This window comes from Robiginitalea sediminis (genome assembly GCF_002198115.1).
In the GTDB taxonomy this organism is placed as follows: domain Bacteria; phylum Bacteroidota; class Bacteroidia; order Flavobacteriales; family Flavobacteriaceae; genus Robiginitalea; species Robiginitalea sediminis.
In genome coordinates this window covers 231455-245465 of the sequence record NZ_NGNR01000001.1, presented here as the reverse complement: position 1 = coordinate 245465, position 14011 = coordinate 231455, and the positions used below count along the sequence as shown (strand labels likewise).

The 14011-nt window shown below is 55.3% G+C and carries 15 protein-coding genes; 10 read left to right on the top strand and 5 right to left on the bottom strand.

Going from position 1 to position 14011, the window contains the following annotated elements; translation table 11 throughout:
- Positions 1 to 30: 30 nt before the first annotated feature.
- Entirely contained in the window at positions 31 to 345 is a 315-nt protein-coding gene (locus CA832_RS01085) for a T9SS type A sorting domain-containing protein (RefSeq protein ID WP_088339712.1), read from the bottom strand.
- A 149-nt stretch (positions 346 to 494) separates the two neighbouring features.
- Positions 495 to 833: a T9SS type A sorting domain-containing protein gene (locus tag CA832_RS01080; protein ID WP_317042252.1), complete on the bottom strand. Its 339-nt coding sequence runs from the start codon at positions 831 to 833 to the stop codon at positions 495 to 497.
- Between the two features lie 194 nt (positions 834 to 1027).
- On the opposite strand from CA832_RS01080, the gene CA832_RS01075 reads away from it, so the two are divergent.
- The 9 genes from CA832_RS01075 (at position 1028) to CA832_RS01035 (ending at position 7417) form a co-directional block, all read left to right on the top strand.
- A complete protein-coding gene (locus tag CA832_RS01075; RefSeq protein WP_088339710.1) occupies positions 1028 to 1714 on the top strand; it encodes a response regulator transcription factor in 687 nt (228 codons plus the stop codon).
- 137 nt (positions 1715 to 1851) lie between these two features.
- The gene (locus CA832_RS01070) at positions 1852 to 2769 is read left to right on the top strand and encodes a sensor histidine kinase (protein ID WP_394335740.1); all 918 of its coding nucleotides are present in this window, start codon (positions 1852 to 1854) and stop codon (positions 2767 to 2769) included.
- Between the two features lie 63 nt (positions 2770 to 2832).
- The gene (trmB, locus tag CA832_RS01065; RefSeq protein ID WP_088339708.1) at positions 2833 to 3510 is read left to right on the top strand and encodes a tRNA (guanosine(46)-N7)-methyltransferase TrmB; all 678 of its coding nucleotides are present in this window, start codon (positions 2833 to 2835) and stop codon (positions 3508 to 3510) included.
- Positions 3507 to 4136, top strand: a complete 630-nt coding sequence (locus CA832_RS01060; RefSeq protein WP_088339707.1) for a LysE family transporter — start codon at positions 3507 to 3509, stop codon at positions 4134 to 4136. Before trmB ends, CA832_RS01060 begins: the two co-directional genes overlap by 4 nt.
- A gap of 4 nt (positions 4137 to 4140) precedes the next feature.
- The gene (locus CA832_RS01055; protein WP_088339706.1) at positions 4141 to 4470 is read left to right on the top strand and encodes an MGMT family protein; all 330 of its coding nucleotides are present in this window, start codon (positions 4141 to 4143) and stop codon (positions 4468 to 4470) included.
- A gap of 98 nt (positions 4471 to 4568) precedes the next feature.
- Positions 4569 to 5705, top strand: coding sequence for an Mrp/NBP35 family ATP-binding protein (locus tag CA832_RS01050; RefSeq protein WP_088340715.1), 1137 nt, complete (start codon positions 4569 to 4571; stop codon positions 5703 to 5705).
- 5 nt (positions 5706 to 5710) lie between these two features.
- Positions 5711 to 5950, top strand: a complete 240-nt coding sequence (locus CA832_RS01045; protein WP_088340714.1) for a NifU family protein — start codon at positions 5711 to 5713, stop codon at positions 5948 to 5950.
- 49 nt (positions 5951 to 5999) lie between these two features.
- Positions 6000 to 7061: an NAD(P)/FAD-dependent oxidoreductase gene (locus CA832_RS01040; RefSeq protein ID WP_088339705.1), complete on the top strand. Its 1062-nt coding sequence runs from the start codon at positions 6000 to 6002 to the stop codon at positions 7059 to 7061.
- Positions 7062 to 7084: 23 nt separating this feature from the next.
- Positions 7085 to 7417 carry a 2Fe-2S iron-sulfur cluster-binding family protein gene (locus tag CA832_RS01035; RefSeq protein ID WP_088339704.1) on the top strand — a complete coding sequence of 111 codons (333 nt, stop codon included), beginning with the start codon at positions 7085 to 7087 and terminating at the stop codon, positions 7415 to 7417.
- Positions 7418 to 7449: 32 nt separating this feature from the next.
- Here the strand turns inward: CA832_RS01035 and CA832_RS01030 are convergent, their stop codons facing one another.
- From CA832_RS01030 to CA832_RS01020, 3 genes are all read right to left on the bottom strand, one after another.
- Positions 7450 to 7827: a HEPN domain-containing protein gene (locus CA832_RS01030; RefSeq protein ID WP_088339703.1), complete on the bottom strand. Its 378-nt coding sequence runs from the start codon at positions 7825 to 7827 to the stop codon at positions 7450 to 7452.
- A gap of 57 nt (positions 7828 to 7884) precedes the next feature.
- Complete coding sequence (gene nifJ / locus CA832_RS01025) at positions 7885 to 11415, bottom strand: pyruvate:ferredoxin (flavodoxin) oxidoreductase (RefSeq protein WP_088339702.1); 3531 nt, start codon at positions 11413 to 11415, stop codon at positions 7885 to 7887.
- Positions 11416 to 11636: 221 nt separating this feature from the next.
- Complete coding sequence (locus CA832_RS01020; RefSeq protein WP_088339701.1) at positions 11637 to 11990, bottom strand: 4Fe-4S dicluster domain-containing protein; 354 nt, start codon at positions 11988 to 11990, stop codon at positions 11637 to 11639.
- A gap of 158 nt (positions 11991 to 12148) precedes the next feature.
- Between CA832_RS01020 and CA832_RS01015 the strand changes: the two genes are divergently transcribed.
- Positions 12149 to 14008, top strand: a complete 1860-nt coding sequence (locus CA832_RS01015) for a 2-oxoacid:acceptor oxidoreductase subunit alpha (protein WP_088339700.1) — start codon at positions 12149 to 12151, stop codon at positions 14006 to 14008.
- Positions 14009 to 14011: the final 3 nt, after the last annotated feature.

The window sequence follows — 14011 nt, the reverse complement described above, 5'->3', positions numbered from 1 at the left end:
CCAAATAGGGGCGAAGGTAGACGGGTCTGGTTAGCGTACCACGAGTTTGCGCGTAACCCGGTTGGCCCCTTGTTCTATCTGCACCATGTAGACACCGGGTACCAATGGGTGGATGGGCAGGGAATTATCCTGGAGCCTGCGCTGCAGGACCACCTTCCCGAACAGGTCGTAAATGCGGATGGTTTTGGGAGCATTAGTTCCGCCGGAGATGAATACGACGTCGCCGCTGGCGGGGTTGGGGCTCAGGGTAAATGAAGCCTCCCTGGCACCCGGGGCGGGGTCCGCCTGCTGGGCCGAGAGCACAAAGGTCCCCATCGCAAAAAGCAAGAGGTAGAGGTACTTCATTCAGGGTATTGATTTGGGATCAACACCTTAAAATTAGTACACGCCTTCGGGGAATGGGAGTATTTGTTGTGAAACTTCGGAAAATGTAGGTAAGGGTTCAGGCACTGTGCCGTTCACCGATATTTCCTGCATTTTGTCGAATGGAATCCTTAGCGGACGATCAGCTTGCGGGTGGCAACCTTGTCTTTTTCGAAGACCTGAATGAGGTAAACCCCGGCATCCAGCCCGGTAATATTCAGCTCCGTCCCCATAAGGGTCGTTTCCAGGACCGGGGTTCCGAGCACGTCGTAGATGCGGATGTTTTTAGGGGCATTATTCGCCGTTACAATCTGGACTTTGCCCGCTGTGGCAGGGTTGGGAAAGAGTTTGAAGCCTTCAATTTCCCCCCGGTCCGGTTGGCTTTGAGCAAAACCGGCTGAAACCATAAAGAAGAAAAGCAGGGTGTATAAGTGCTTCATACTGAACTCCTCACAAACGACGTGCCACAAAGATATAATTTTTGGCCGCCCAACGCAGGTGGCTGTCGGAAAATTCCCGAATTTTCGATGAAATGCAAAATGTGGGAATAAGCCGCTCTGCAAGATTATCAAATCGTTATGCATTTTAAATTCAGGTTAAGGAAAAATGCCCCTTGCGGTTTTTCTGTATTTTTGAAAGGATCAACCTTTAAAACCCCCTTTTCATGAAGAATCAGGATATCAAGATTCTACTGGTCGATGACGAACCGGATATTCTGGAAATCCTCAAATACAACCTCACTTCCGAAGGGTACCAGGTATTTACTGCCAAGAACGGCGCAGAAGGGGTGGAGAAGGCCATCAAGAAGCAACCCCACCTGATCATCCTGGACGTGATGATGCCAGAGATGGACGGGATAGAGGCATGTGAGGCCATTCGCGGTACCCGGGGGCTGGAGAATACCATCATCACTTTCCTGACCGCGCGCAGCGAGGATTATTCCCAGGTTGCAGGTTTCGACGCCGGGGCGGACGATTACATTACCAAACCCATCAAACCCAAGGTGTTGCTGAGCAAGGTCAAGGCCCTGCTCAGGCGCTACCGCCGCGATGGGGATGCCCCGGAGGATGTGCTCAAGGTGGGCAAACTCGTCATCAACCGGGAGGAGTACAAAGTGATCAACAAGGGGGAGGAACTCATCCTGCCCCGGAAGGAATTCGAGCTGCTGGCCCTGCTGGCCTCCAAACCCGACAAGGTATTCAAACGCGAAGTGATCCTCGACAAGGTCTGGGGACAGGAAGTAGTGGTTGGAGGCCGCACCATAGATGTGCATATCCGGAAATTGCGGGAGAAAATCGGGGAGGACCATTTTAAGACCGTCAAAGGGGTAGGTTATAAATTCGTCCAGTAATGCCGGCGCAAATCCGCAAATCCTATCGTTTTGCGCTGCGTTCTGCCACCCTGATTGCTGTATTTTTGGGGTCGGCCTTCCTCCTATGGATGCTCCTTGAAGGGGTGCTGCTCCAGTACTGGTATGCCGCCGTGGGCATGGTGGCCCTGACCTTCGGGATCGCCTTCCTGATCATCCAGGTACGGGCCGAAAAGTTTATTTACCGCCGCATCAAGCAGATTTACGACGATGTGGCCCTTCTGGAGTCTTCTTCCCTGGCTTCGGCCCCCATTACCACGGACATGAAAACCCTCACCGAGGAGATCGAGAAATTCGCCCAGGGCAAAAAAGTGGAGATCGACACCCTTCGCATCCGGGAGGAGTATCGGAAGGAGTTCCTCGGCAATGTTTCCCACGAGCTTAAAACCCCCCTCTTTACGGTGCAAGGGTATATCCATACCCTGCTGGACGGCGCCCTGGAAGATAAACGGGTGCGTCGGAAATACCTGCAGCGGGCCGCCAAGGGGGTGGAACGCCTCATTTATATCATCAAGGACCTGGACCTGATTACCAAGCTGGAAATAGGAGACATGCACCTGGAACAGGAGGCCTTCGACATGATTGAACTCATCCGAAACGTCTTCGACCTCCTGGAAATGAAAGCCTCCAAAAAAGGAATTTCCCTGGTCTTCGACATGGATTACAAGGAGCCCGTTATGGTCTATGCCGACCGGGAAAAAATCCAGCAGGTGCTGACCAATCTGGTAGTGAATTCCATCAAATACGGCCATGAGGACGGCACCACGGAGGTAAGCGTGGAGAACCTGATCAAGAACAAGGTCATCGTCCGCGTTACCGATAACGGCGAGGGGATTGCCGAGCAACACCTCACCCGCCTTTTCGAGCGCTTCTACAGGGTAGATAAAAGCGGTAGCCGCAAAGAAGGGGGGAGCGGTTTGGGCCTGTCCATCGTAAAACATATCATAGAGGCCCATAACGAAAAGATCTACGTGGAAAGCGTGGTCGATGTGGGCAGCGAGTTCTCCTTTACCCTGGAAAAAGCCCCCGCCGCCTGATAGGAGCGGGCCTTCCCGGCAGCAGTATTTTCATACTTTTGCACGGAACTAACCGCTTAACAGATGGGCAGCAAGAACAAACTCCGCCGGTTCAGGGACAATGAAGCCTTTCCGAATGTCATCCAGCCCCCAAGGCAGGAAGTCCTGGAACGCACCTTTCCCTTACGGGGCAGGTGGCAGGACCATTTTGGCAATGCCAACCCCATTGTACTGGAATTGGGGTGCGGCAAGGGGGATTATACCCTCGCCCTTGCACGGCGCAACCCGGGGGTGAACTACCTCGGGGTAGACATCAAAGGGGCCCGGATCTGGAGGGGTGCCAAAACAGCCCTGGAAGAACCCCTGCCCAATGCGGCGTTTCTAAGGACCCATATTGAACTCATAGACCGGGTTTTTGCCCCTGGGGAAGTGGCGGAAATCTGGATTACCTTCCCGGACCCCCAGATCAAATACAAGCGTACCAAGCACCGGATGACCAACGCCGTTTTCCTGGAGCGGTACCGCACCATCCTGGCTCCCGGGGGAAAGGTCCACCTGAAGACAGACAGCGAGTTCATGCACGGCTATACCCTGGGCCTGCTCCAGGGCCTCGGCCTGCCCATTTTCTATGCCAACCACGACATTTACCGCCTGGAGGGCGCCCCGCCGGAAGTAACCCAGATCCAGACATTTTACGAAAAACAGTATCTTGAAATGGGGAAGGCCATCACCTATCTCAGTTTCAGCCCGCATACAAAATGACCCATTTGCTCACGTTGTTTTTTGCCACTTTTTCCGCGGCGTTTATGGCTACAGTGCCACCAGGGCTGCTCAACATGAATGCGGCCAAGGTGAGTGTGGAAAAGGGTAAAGCGAACGGGATCATCTTCAGCCTGGGGGTTTCCACCATGATAGTCCTGCAGGCCTATGTGGCGGTCCTCATCTCCAAATTCCTCTTCCGACACCCGGAAGTCATTGTCTGGATTCAGAAAGCGGCCATTGCCGTTTTTGCCTTTTTCGCCATTTACTTCTTTACCCTGGCGCGCAAACAGAAGCAGAAACCCCGGCAGGTCATTGCTGTAAGCCGTAAAAACAGCTTTTTCAAGGGGATGTTCCTGGCGGCCCTGAATTTCCTGACCATACCCTACTACAGCGCCCTGAATGCCATGTGGAACGCTTCGGGGTGGATCCAGTTCGAATTCTGGGACATCGCGGTCTTTATCCTTTCGGCCGGGTGCGGGAGTTTCGCGGTCCTGTATCTCTATACCGTGTATTTCAACAAACTGGAACCCGGCAACAGTGCTTTTTCCAGGAACTCCAATTATATCCTGAGCGTACTGATGCTGATCCTTCTGGTGATCACCTTAATCCGAATTTACTATACCTGACCCTATGGACCCCCAAGGCGATTTTTTCGAAAGAGTATATGAGGTGGTGCGGCAGGTACCCTATGGTCGGGTCACCTCGTACGGTGCCATTGCCCGGTATCTGGGCACTGCCCGGAGCGCCCGGGTGGTGGGGTGGGCCATGAACCAGAGCCACGGCCTGGAGGATCTGCCGGCCCACCGCGTGGTAAACCGCATGGGGTTGCTTACCGGGAAGCACCACTTTGGCGGGACCCGTCTTATGGAACAACTCCTGGAAAATGAAGGGGTCCGGGTATCCGATAACCGGGTGGTCGATTTCGAGGCCCTTTTCTGGGATCCGGCCCGGGAATTGTAGATGATAAAGAACTGCTAATCTTCCCTTTGCTTTTTTCCCAATTCAAACGGGTGCCGTATCTTTGCTATTTAAAGCGAATCTGAATAAAAGCAATGGCGGTGAAACTGGATAAAAAGCAGGTGCTGAAGGCCTTGGAAACCATAAGCGTCCCCGGAGAGGGCGCCAATATGGTAGATAGCGGGGCCGTAACCAATGTGCAGGTCTTCGGAGACGAGGTCGTGGTAGACCTTACGGTGAAGAACCCAAGCTTGCAAGCCCGGAAAAAGGCGGAGGTCAGTATCCTGAAGACCATCCACGACCTGGTCTATGAAAAGGCCAAGATTACCGTGAATATCAAGGTCGACGCCCCGGCAAAACCCAGTGCCAACCTCATTAAGGGCCAGCCCATTGCCGGCATCCAGAACATCATCGCGGTGGCCAGTGGAAAAGGCGGTGTGGGGAAATCCACCGTTACCTCCAACCTGGCGGTAACCCTGGCCAACATGGGCTTTAAGGTCGGGATCCTCGATGCGGATATCTACGGGCCCTCCATCCCCATTATGTTCGACGTGGCTTCCCAGAAACCCCTGGCCGTGGAAGTGGACGGGAAATCCCGGATGAAACCCGTGGAAAATTACGGGGTAAAGATCCTCTCCATAGGATTCTTTACGGCGCCCGAACAAGCCGTGATCTGGCGTGGGCCCATGGCCGCTAAGGCCTTGAACCAAATGATTTTTGACGCCCATTGGGGTGAACTCGATTTCCTGTTGGTAGACCTGCCCCCCGGCACCGGGGACATCCACCTGAGCATCATGCAATCCATGCCCGTAACGGGTGCGGTAGTGGTGAGCACTCCCCAGCAGATCGCCCTGGCTGATGCCAGGAAGGGGGTAGCCATGTTCCAGCAGGAAGCCATACAGGTGCCTGTTTTGGGGGTGGTCGAGAATATGGCCTACTTTACCCCTGAGGAACTTCCCGACAACCGGTATTACCTCTTCGGGAAGCACGGAGCCCGCAACCTGGCCGAGGACCTGGACATCCCCTTCCTGGGCGAAATCCCCCTGGTACAAGGCATCCGGGAGGCCTCGGACGTAGGCCGCCCGGCAGCTATGCAGGACGGGACCCCTACCCAAGAGGCCCTGGAGGAGGTTACGCGTAACGTAGTCAGGGAACTGGTAGCCCGCAATGAATCTCTGCCCCCCACCGAAGCCATCAAGATCACAACGATGGCAGGGTGTTCGGCAGTAAAAAAGTAATGGTTATGACAGCGCAGGAATTACAAACCAAGGTAGAGGACGCCCTTCAGGAAATCCGTCCGTTCCTCCAGAGCGACGGAGGCGATATTTCCCTGGTATCCATCGATGACGGCAAGACGGTACGGGTACGCCTCGAGGGGACCTGTGTAGGCTGTTCGGTAAACCAGATGACGCTTAAAAGCGGCGTGGAAATGACCATCAAAAAGCACGCCCCCCAAATTGAACAGGTCGTCAATGTCAGTTAAGACCTGTTATTTCCTTCTTACAACCAGCCAGTATTAAGACATTATCCGAATGATTAAAACGGACATCTTGATCATAGGAGCAGGCCCCACGGGGCTTTTTGCCGTTTTCGAGGCTGGCTTGCTCCAATTGCGCTGTCACCTGATTGACGCCCTTCCCCAGCCGGGAGGCCAACTGGCTGAAATCTACCCCAAGAAACCCATCTACGACATCCCGGGTTTTCCCGAAGTCCTGGCCGGGGAATTGGTGGATAACCTCATGGAGCAGATTCGTCCGTTCCAGCCCGGTTTTACCCTGGGGGAACGGGCAGAAACCATAGAACCCCAGGAGGACGGGACCTTTATTGTCACAACCAGCGAAGGCACCAGGCATAAGGCTCCGGTCGTGGCCATAGCAGGAGGGTTGGGCAGTTTTGAGCCCAGAAAGCCCCTGCTGGATAATCTAGAAACCTACGAGGGCAAAGGCGTGGCCTACATGATCCGCAACCCGGAGGAGTATGCGGGCAAGAAAGTGGTCATTGCCGGTGGGGGCGATTCTGCCCTGGACTGGAGCATCTACCTGGCCGAAATAGCCGAATCGGTAATACTGGTACACCGCAGAAACGAATTCCGGGGGGCACTGGATTCGGTCGAAAAAGTACAGCAACTCAAACGGAAGGGGCAGATCCAGCTGGTTACCCCTGCAGAGGTGGTCTCCCTCTCGGGCAACGGCCGCCTGGAAGCCCTCGGCATCCGGATGGCAGGGGAAGACCCTCGGGAACTCCACTTGGAAACCGACGCCTTTATCCCCCTTTTTGGGCTCTCCCCCAAGTTGGGGCCTATCGCTGAATGGGGGCTTGAGATCGAGAAAAATGCCATCCGGGTAGACAACACCCTGGATTACCAGACCAACATCCCCGGCATCTACGCCATTGGGGATGTGAATACCTATCCGGGGAAACTCAAACTGATTCTGTGCGGCTTCCACGAGGCTACCCTGATGTGCCAGAGTGCTTACCAGCGAATATACCCGGAACGCAGGTATGTGATGAAGTATACCACCGTGGGCGGGATCCACGGTTTCGACGGCAGTAAGCGGGAGGCCCCCAAGGCCGTGGTAAAACCCATTGACTAAAACGGAAAAAGGCACGTATGACTATGCGCGACATCCAGGTGACCATTATTGACCGCCAGGGAAAACCCCACCAGATAGAGGCTCCCACGGACCTCAACATGAACCTTATGGAACTGGTCCGGGCCTATGAACTGGCCCCGGAAGGCACCATTGGGGTGTGTGGCGGGATGGCCATGTGCGCCAGTTGCCAGTGCTACGTACTTAGCCCCCATCAGTTGCCGGACAAATCCGACGAGGAGGAGGCCATGCTGTCCGAGGCGTTTTTCGTAAACGACAAGAGCCGGCTGGGTTGCCAGATCCACCTTACCGATAAACTCAACGGCCTGCAGGTGGAATTGGCCCCTGAAGGATCCTAGCTAAAAACGGACCCCATACTGAATTTCAGGTTTCAGGCGAGGACCTGTTCCCGTCTGAGGAACGTGTCCAGGCTGTCTGCGATGTCGAAGCAGCGCGAGAGCTCCGAGGGTTCGTTGTGGAACCGGGACTCGTCCTTGTGTGCGTTGCACTGGAACCCTGAAAGGTGTACTTCCTCAAAGTGCCGGTTTATGGCCTTGCACTGCTGGTACATCCCGTCAATGGAGGCTTCTTCCTCCGGGCTAACCGAATGCAGCATCAGGTACCCTTTCAGGTAGTGTTCAATGGCGGCGTGGGCATTGCTGCAGACCAGGGCGCGGACTACATCCTCTTCGGGTCTGCAGAGTTCGTCGTTGGCTTCCCGTAATTTCCGGATGGCCATCTCGAACATTTTGCGGGCTTGCTCTTTCATGGTCAATGCGTTTTAGACCCCGGGCCGGCTGGCCGGCCCGGGGGGCTTTTTGCCGGGTTACATATTTCTGAATAAATCGAGGCGTTCCCAACGGGTATCCACCTCTTCCTGGGCTTCTTTCAGCAGGGCTTCCCCAACGGCGGCATTTTCCTTGACCACCCGTTTGAAGCGCGTTTCGATATACATAAACTCGTCTACCGGGACGCTGGGCTGTTGGGAGTCCAGTTTAAACTTCTTGCCTTTCGGCTTGGAAGGATCGAAGCGGAAGAGCGGCCAGTAGCCGGTTTCTACCGCTTTCTGCTGGTGCATGGCTCCGTCCTTCAGGTCATACCCGTGTTCCCCGCAGTGAGAGTACGCTACGATAAGGGACGGGCCCGGGTAGGCTGCAGCCTCTTCGATAGCTCTCAGGGTCTGCATATCCTTGGCGCCGATGGCTACCTGGGCTACATAAACATTCTCGTAGGAGATGGCCTGCAGCGCCAGGCTTTTCTTGCCGGTGCGTTTTCCGGAAACGGAGAACTTGGCGCTTGCCCCCAGGGGAGTTGCCTTGGAGGTCTGGCCTCCGGTGTTGGAATAGACTTCGGTATCGAGGACCATAACATTGATGTCTTCCCCGGATGCCAGGACGTGGTCCAGGCCACCGTAGCCGATATCATAGGCCCAGCCGTCGCCGCCTACTACCCAAACAGCCTTCCGGCGCAGGTATTCCGTCAACCGCAGGAGTTTCTGCGCTTTCGGGTCTTCGCTACCCTGCAGGAGTTGCTTCAGGGAGGCGATGTCTTCGAATTTTTGGCTGCGCTGGGTTTCGTCCTGTTCGGGGTTCTCCAGGATAGCTGTCACCAGGGCTTCCCCTACCAGGGGCTTGAGCTCGGCAAGGAGGCCGGCTGCAATCTCCTGTTTCTTGTTCAGCGCCAGTTTCATACCATATCCGAATTCGGCGTTGTCCTCGAAGAGGGAATTGGCCCACGCCGGTCCGCGCCCATCCTTATTGGTCTTATAAGGGGTAGTGGGCAGGTTGCCGCCATAGATGGAAGAACAACCGGTGGCATTGGCAATCATAATGCTGTCCCCATAAAGCTGGGTTAGCATTTTGATATAGGGCGTTTCCCCGCATCCGGAGCAGGCGCCGGAGAATTCAAAGAGCGGCTCCAGGAATTGGGATCCCTTGACGTTGGTAATCTGCAGGGCGGTACGGTCGTATTCGGGCAACTGGGCAAAGTAGTCCCAATGCTTGTTCTCCACCGCAGCCACATCGAGCTTCGGTCGCATGTTGATGGCCTTGAAGTTCTCGATCTCCTTGCTTTCTGCCGGGCAAACCGCCACGCAGAGATCGCAACCCGTACAGTCCTCAGGCGAGACCTGGAGGATATAGGATTCGGTCTTGGCATCGAATGGCCGTCCCTTGGCAGGGGCGGACTTCAGGTCTGCAGGTGCCCCTTCCAGCATGTCGTTGGGCACTACCTTGGCCCGGATGGCGGCATGCGGGCAGATGGCCACACACTTGTTGCACTGCGTACAGAGGCTTTCATCGTCCCAAACCGGGATGAAATTGGCAATACCGCGTTTCTCGTACTGGGAGGTTCCGGTCGGGAAAGTACCATCTACCGGGAATGCGCTAACCGGGAGTTCGTCTCCCTTACCCGCGAGGATCTTACCGAGGATTTCCATAACAAACGGGTCGTCTGTGCCGGTCATCATGGGCTTCAGGCCGCGGTCGTTGGTAATCTGTTCCGGGTAGTCCACCTTTTGCAGGTTCTCCAGGGAGGTATCCACCGCCTTGAAGTTCATCTGCACGATTTTATCCCCTTTGTGGGAATAGGTTTTCACGATGGCATCCTTTATTTTCTGGATGGCCTCATCCTTGGGCAGGATGCCGGAAATGGCAAAGAAGCAGGTTTGCAACACGGTATTGGTCCGTTTGCCGAGTTTCGCCTGCTGTGCCACTGCCGTGGCATCTATCACGTAGAAATCCAATTGGTTTTCCACGATTTCCTCTTGCATTTTCCGGGGCAGTTTGTCCCAGATTTCCGTTTTGTCGAACGGGGAGTTCAACAGGAAGGTACCGCCTTTCTTGATGTTATTAAGAAGGTCGTACTTCTCGATGAAGTTGAACTGGTGGCAGGCGATAAAATCGGCCTGGTGGATGAGGTAAGTAGAGCGGATGGGCTCCGGTCCGAAACGCAGGTGGGATACGGTTTGCGCCCCGGCTTTCTTGGAGTCGTAGACGAAATACCCCTGGACATAATTGTCTGTGGTTTCGCCAATGATTTTGATGGAGTTTTTGTTGGCCCCAACCGTACCGTCGGACCCCAGGCCGTAGAACATACAGTTAAACGTGCTTTTGAGGGTCTGCAGGCGCGGGCCAACCTCCAGGCTGGTATGGGTAACGTCGTCCTGGATGCCCACCGTAAAGTGGTTTTTAGGTTCGGGCTTATCGAGTTCGTCGTAGACCGCCTTAACCATGGCGGGGTCGAATTCCTTGCTGGAAAGCCCGTAGCGGCCGCCGATGATCTGCGGCATCTGGCGCTTGCTTTCCCTGAAAGCTGCCATCACGTCCAGGTAGAGGGGTTCCCCTGTACTTCCCGGTTCCTTGGTGCGGTCCAGGACGGCTACCTGCTTCACGGTTTCCGGCAAAGCTTCGATAAAGTGGGAAATGGAGAACGGCCGGTACAACCGGACGATAAGGGCTCCTACCCGTTCCCCCTGGCCAACCAGGGTGTTCACCGCTTCTATGACGGGTCCCTGACCTGAACCCATGATCACGATTATTTTTTCCGCTTCCGGGTGACCGACATAGTCGAAAAGGCTGTACTTCCTGCCGGTGTGGCGGTAAAATTCATCCATGGTTTCCTGGACCACGCCCGGCACCTTCTGGTAATAGGTATTGGCCGCTTCCCGAGCCTGGAAGAACACGTCAGGGTTCTGGGAGGTACCCCGGACTACCGGGTGGTCCGGGTCCATAGAACGCTCTTTGTGCGCCATGATGGCCTCTTCTGGCATCATGTCCCGGATAATATCATCCGGGATGGCGTCAATTTTTGAAATTTCGTGGGAGGTGCGGAACCCGTCAAATACGTTCAAGAAGGGCACCCGGGTTTTCAGGGTGGCAGACTGCGCGATGAGCGCAAAGTCCATGGCTTCCTGCACCGATCCGCCGAAAAGCATGGAGAATCCGGTCTGCCGGGCAGCCATCACGTCAGAATGGTCCCCGAAAATGGAGAGCGCATGTGTGGCCACAGTCCGGGCGGCAATATGGATGACGCCTGGAAGCAATTCCCCGGCGATTTTATACAGGTTGGGGATCATCAGCAACAGGCCCTGGGAAGCCGTGAAGGTGGTGGTCAGGGCCCCGGCCTGCAGGGAGCCGTGGACGGCTCCGGCCGCCCCGCCCTCGCTCTGCATCTCGACGATTTTGGGTACGTTGCCCCAGATATTCGTTTTGCCCTGGGCACTGAAGACGTCTACGTGCTCGCCCATGGGGGAAGCCGGCGTAATAGGGTAGATGGCACAGACCTCGTTGGTTTTATGTGCAATTCGCGCTACCGCTTCATTCGCGTCGCAAATGAGTTTTGGGAATTCTTTTTTCATGACGGATAGGATGTTATATTCTAAAGCACCTGTCAGGCCCCGGACTCCCCTTCCGGGGAAGATCGTGGTTCTGTTGGGATTTATGTTTTGACACCTTTAAATGTACATGCTCTAAAGCGCTCAGAACATGATATTTATCAGGGCTGACAATGCCAGGAGCACACAGTTTGGGCCCAGGTATTACGAGGAAGGGTTAAACGCCCTGAATTATATGACAGGTGTTATTCTCCGTGCAGCCAGGCTTTCTTGGCCAGGAGCTGGGATTCGTTCTCTACGTGGTTGTCGTCCGGGACACAGCAGTCTACCGGGCAAACGGAAGCGCACTGAGGCTCATCGTGGAAGCCCTTGCATTCGGTGCACTTATCCGGCACGATATAGTAGAATTCATCGGAGAGGGCCTCGTTGGATGCATCGGCGTCGACCTCTTCGCCCGTTGAGGGCAGGCTCACAGTACCGCTAAGGGCGGTTTCATCGGCGTAGGTCCACTCATCGCCGGGTTCGTAGATGGCGTTGTTCGGGCATTCTGAGATACAGGCGTCGCAGTTGATGCACTCATCGGTAATAATAATAGCCATGGCTTTCCGGATTTATTTGTTGAACCCTAAAAGTAGGCGGTCCTCCCCACCCATTTAATGACAAAAATCAGGATTTGTCCGCCCGGGCCATGGTATATTTAGTGCTACCTATTTGATGTTGTAGTAATTAATAGGATAAAACCTAAGAATTGTAGCCCATGATCCCCTTAGAAAAAGAACTCAGGGATATCGAATCCCTGGAACATGTAGTCGTCCGATTCGTGGGCGATTCCGGAGACGGCATGCAGCTGACCGGAACCCAGTTTTCCGATACGTCCGCCATGTTCGGCAATGACGTGGCCACCTTCCCCAACTACCCCTCCGAAATCCGCGCCCCCCAGGGCAGCCTCTACGGGGTCTCCGGGTTTCAGGTGCACATAGGGAGTATTGAGGTCAGTACCCCGGGAGACAACGTAGACCTTTTGGTCGCCATGAACCCGGCCGGGCTCAAGACCAACCTGTATGCGGTGAAGCCCGGCCATACCATTATCGTGGATACCGATTCCTTCAATAAGAAAAACCTGGAAAAGGCGGAGTACGATTCCAACCCCCTCGAAGACGGCAGCCTGGAGAATTACCAGGTCATAGAGGTGGCCATGACCTCCCTCACCAAGGAGGCCCTGAAAGACATCGAGGGGCTCGACAACAAGACCATCACCCGCAGCAAGAATATGTTCGCCCTGGGGATGGTATACTGGATGTACCACCGTTCCCCGGAACACACCATTGCCTTTTTCAACAAGAAGTTCAAGAACAAACCCATCCTCATCGAGGCCAACACCCGGGTCCTCAATGCCGGATATTACTATTCGGAGACCCTCGAGCTTATCCCGAACTCCTATGCCATTGCCCCGGCAAAAATGGCAAAGGGGACCTACCGAGTTATTATGGGGAATACGGCTACCGCCTGGGGCTTCCTGGCCGCAGCCGAAAAGTCCGGCCTGGACCTGTTCCTGGGCTCTTATCCCATCACCCCGGCTTCGGATATCCTCCACGAGCTGGCCAAACACAAGCATTTCGGGGTAAAAACCTTCCAGGCCGAAGATGAGATTGCCGGGATTACCTCGGCTATAGGGGCTTCCTTTGCCGGAAACCTCGCCATTACCACCACCTCCGGCCCGGGGCTTGCCCTGAAAGGGGAAGCGCTGGGGCTTGCCATGATGGTGGAACTCCCCCTGGTCATTGTGGACGTCCAGCGGGGTGGCCCTTCCACCGGCCTGCCCACCAAAACCGAGCAATCGGACCTGATGCAGGCCATGTACGGCCGCAACGGGGAGAGCCCGGTCATTGTGATTGCGGCCAGTACCCCCGCCAACTGCTTCCACTATGCCTACGAGGCAGCGCGGCTCACCCTGGAGCACATGACCCCGGTAATCCTCTTAACCGACGGGTATATCGCCAACGGGTCGGCCCCCTGGAAAATCCGCTCGGTAGATGACATGCCGGAAATCCGCAACCGCATAGTGCGCGAAGCGGAGGAAGGCTGGCAGCCCTACCTCCGGGACGAGGCGACCCTGGCCCGGCAATGGGCCATCCCAGGTACGCCCGGGATGGAGCACCGGGTAGGCGGGCTCGAAAAGGATGGCACCACCGGGAATGTGTCCTATGTGCCCGAAAACCACGAGCACATGACACACATCCGGGCCGAGAAGATTTGCCGCGTGCAACAGAATATCCCGGATATCGTCCCGGAATTTGCCCAGGAGGGAGACTTGCTGGTGGTAGGCTGGGGCGGTACTTACGGCGCCCTGCACACCGCTGCCAAGCAGCTTCACGATGAGGGGATCGAGAACCTCGGCTTTGTCCATTTTAACTATATCAACCCTCTGCCCCGGAATACCCGGGAGGTCCTGGGCCGGTACAAAAAGATCCTGGTCTGCGAACTGAACTCCGGCCAGTTTGCCGGTATCCTGCGGATGAACTTCGAAGGGCTGGAACTCCACCAGTACAACAAGATCCAGGGATTGCCTTTTGGCAATGACGAACTCATTCAGAAATTCAAACAATTATTGGCCTGAGCT

What these genes read in the sequence shown, in the direction of transcription:
- trmB (WP_088339708.1), top strand. Translation starts at nt 2,833, where the DNA reads ATGGGCAGCAAGAACAAACTCCGCCGGTTCAGGGACAATGAAGCCTTT.
- CA832_RS01030 (WP_088339703.1), bottom strand. Translation starts at nt 7,827, where the DNA reads ATGAAAGAGCAAGCCCGCAAAATGTTCGAGATGGCCATCCGGAAATTA.
- CA832_RS01045 (WP_088340714.1), top strand. Translation starts at nt 5,711, where the DNA reads ATGACAGCGCAGGAATTACAAACCAAGGTAGAGGACGCCCTTCAGGAA.
- CA832_RS01075 (WP_088339710.1), top strand. Translation starts at nt 1,028, where the DNA reads ATGAAGAATCAGGATATCAAGATTCTACTGGTCGATGACGAACCGGAT.
- CA832_RS01070 (WP_394335740.1), top strand. Translation starts at nt 1,852, where the DNA reads ATGGTGGCCCTGACCTTCGGGATCGCCTTCCTGATCATCCAGGTACGG.
- CA832_RS01060 (WP_088339707.1), top strand. Translation starts at nt 3,507, where the DNA reads ATGACCCATTTGCTCACGTTGTTTTTTGCCACTTTTTCCGCGGCGTTT.
- CA832_RS01055 (WP_088339706.1), top strand. Translation starts at nt 4,141, where the DNA reads ATGGACCCCCAAGGCGATTTTTTCGAAAGAGTATATGAGGTGGTGCGG.
- CA832_RS01085 (WP_088339712.1), bottom strand. Translation starts at nt 345, where the DNA reads ATGAAGTACCTCTACCTCTTGCTTTTTGCGATGGGGACCTTTGTGCTC.
- nifJ (WP_088339702.1), bottom strand. Translation starts at nt 11,415, where the DNA reads ATGAAAAAAGAATTCCCAAAACTCATTTGCGACGCGAATGAAGCGGTA.
- CA832_RS01040 (WP_088339705.1), top strand. Translation starts at nt 6,000, where the DNA reads ATGATTAAAACGGACATCTTGATCATAGGAGCAGGCCCCACGGGGCTT.
- CA832_RS01035 (WP_088339704.1), top strand. Translation starts at nt 7,085, where the DNA reads ATGCGCGACATCCAGGTGACCATTATTGACCGCCAGGGAAAACCCCAC.
- CA832_RS01015 (WP_088339700.1), top strand. Translation starts at nt 12,149, where the DNA reads ATGATCCCCTTAGAAAAAGAACTCAGGGATATCGAATCCCTGGAACAT.
- CA832_RS01020 (WP_088339701.1), bottom strand. Translation starts at nt 11,990, where the DNA reads ATGGCTATTATTATTACCGATGAGTGCATCAACTGCGACGCCTGTATC.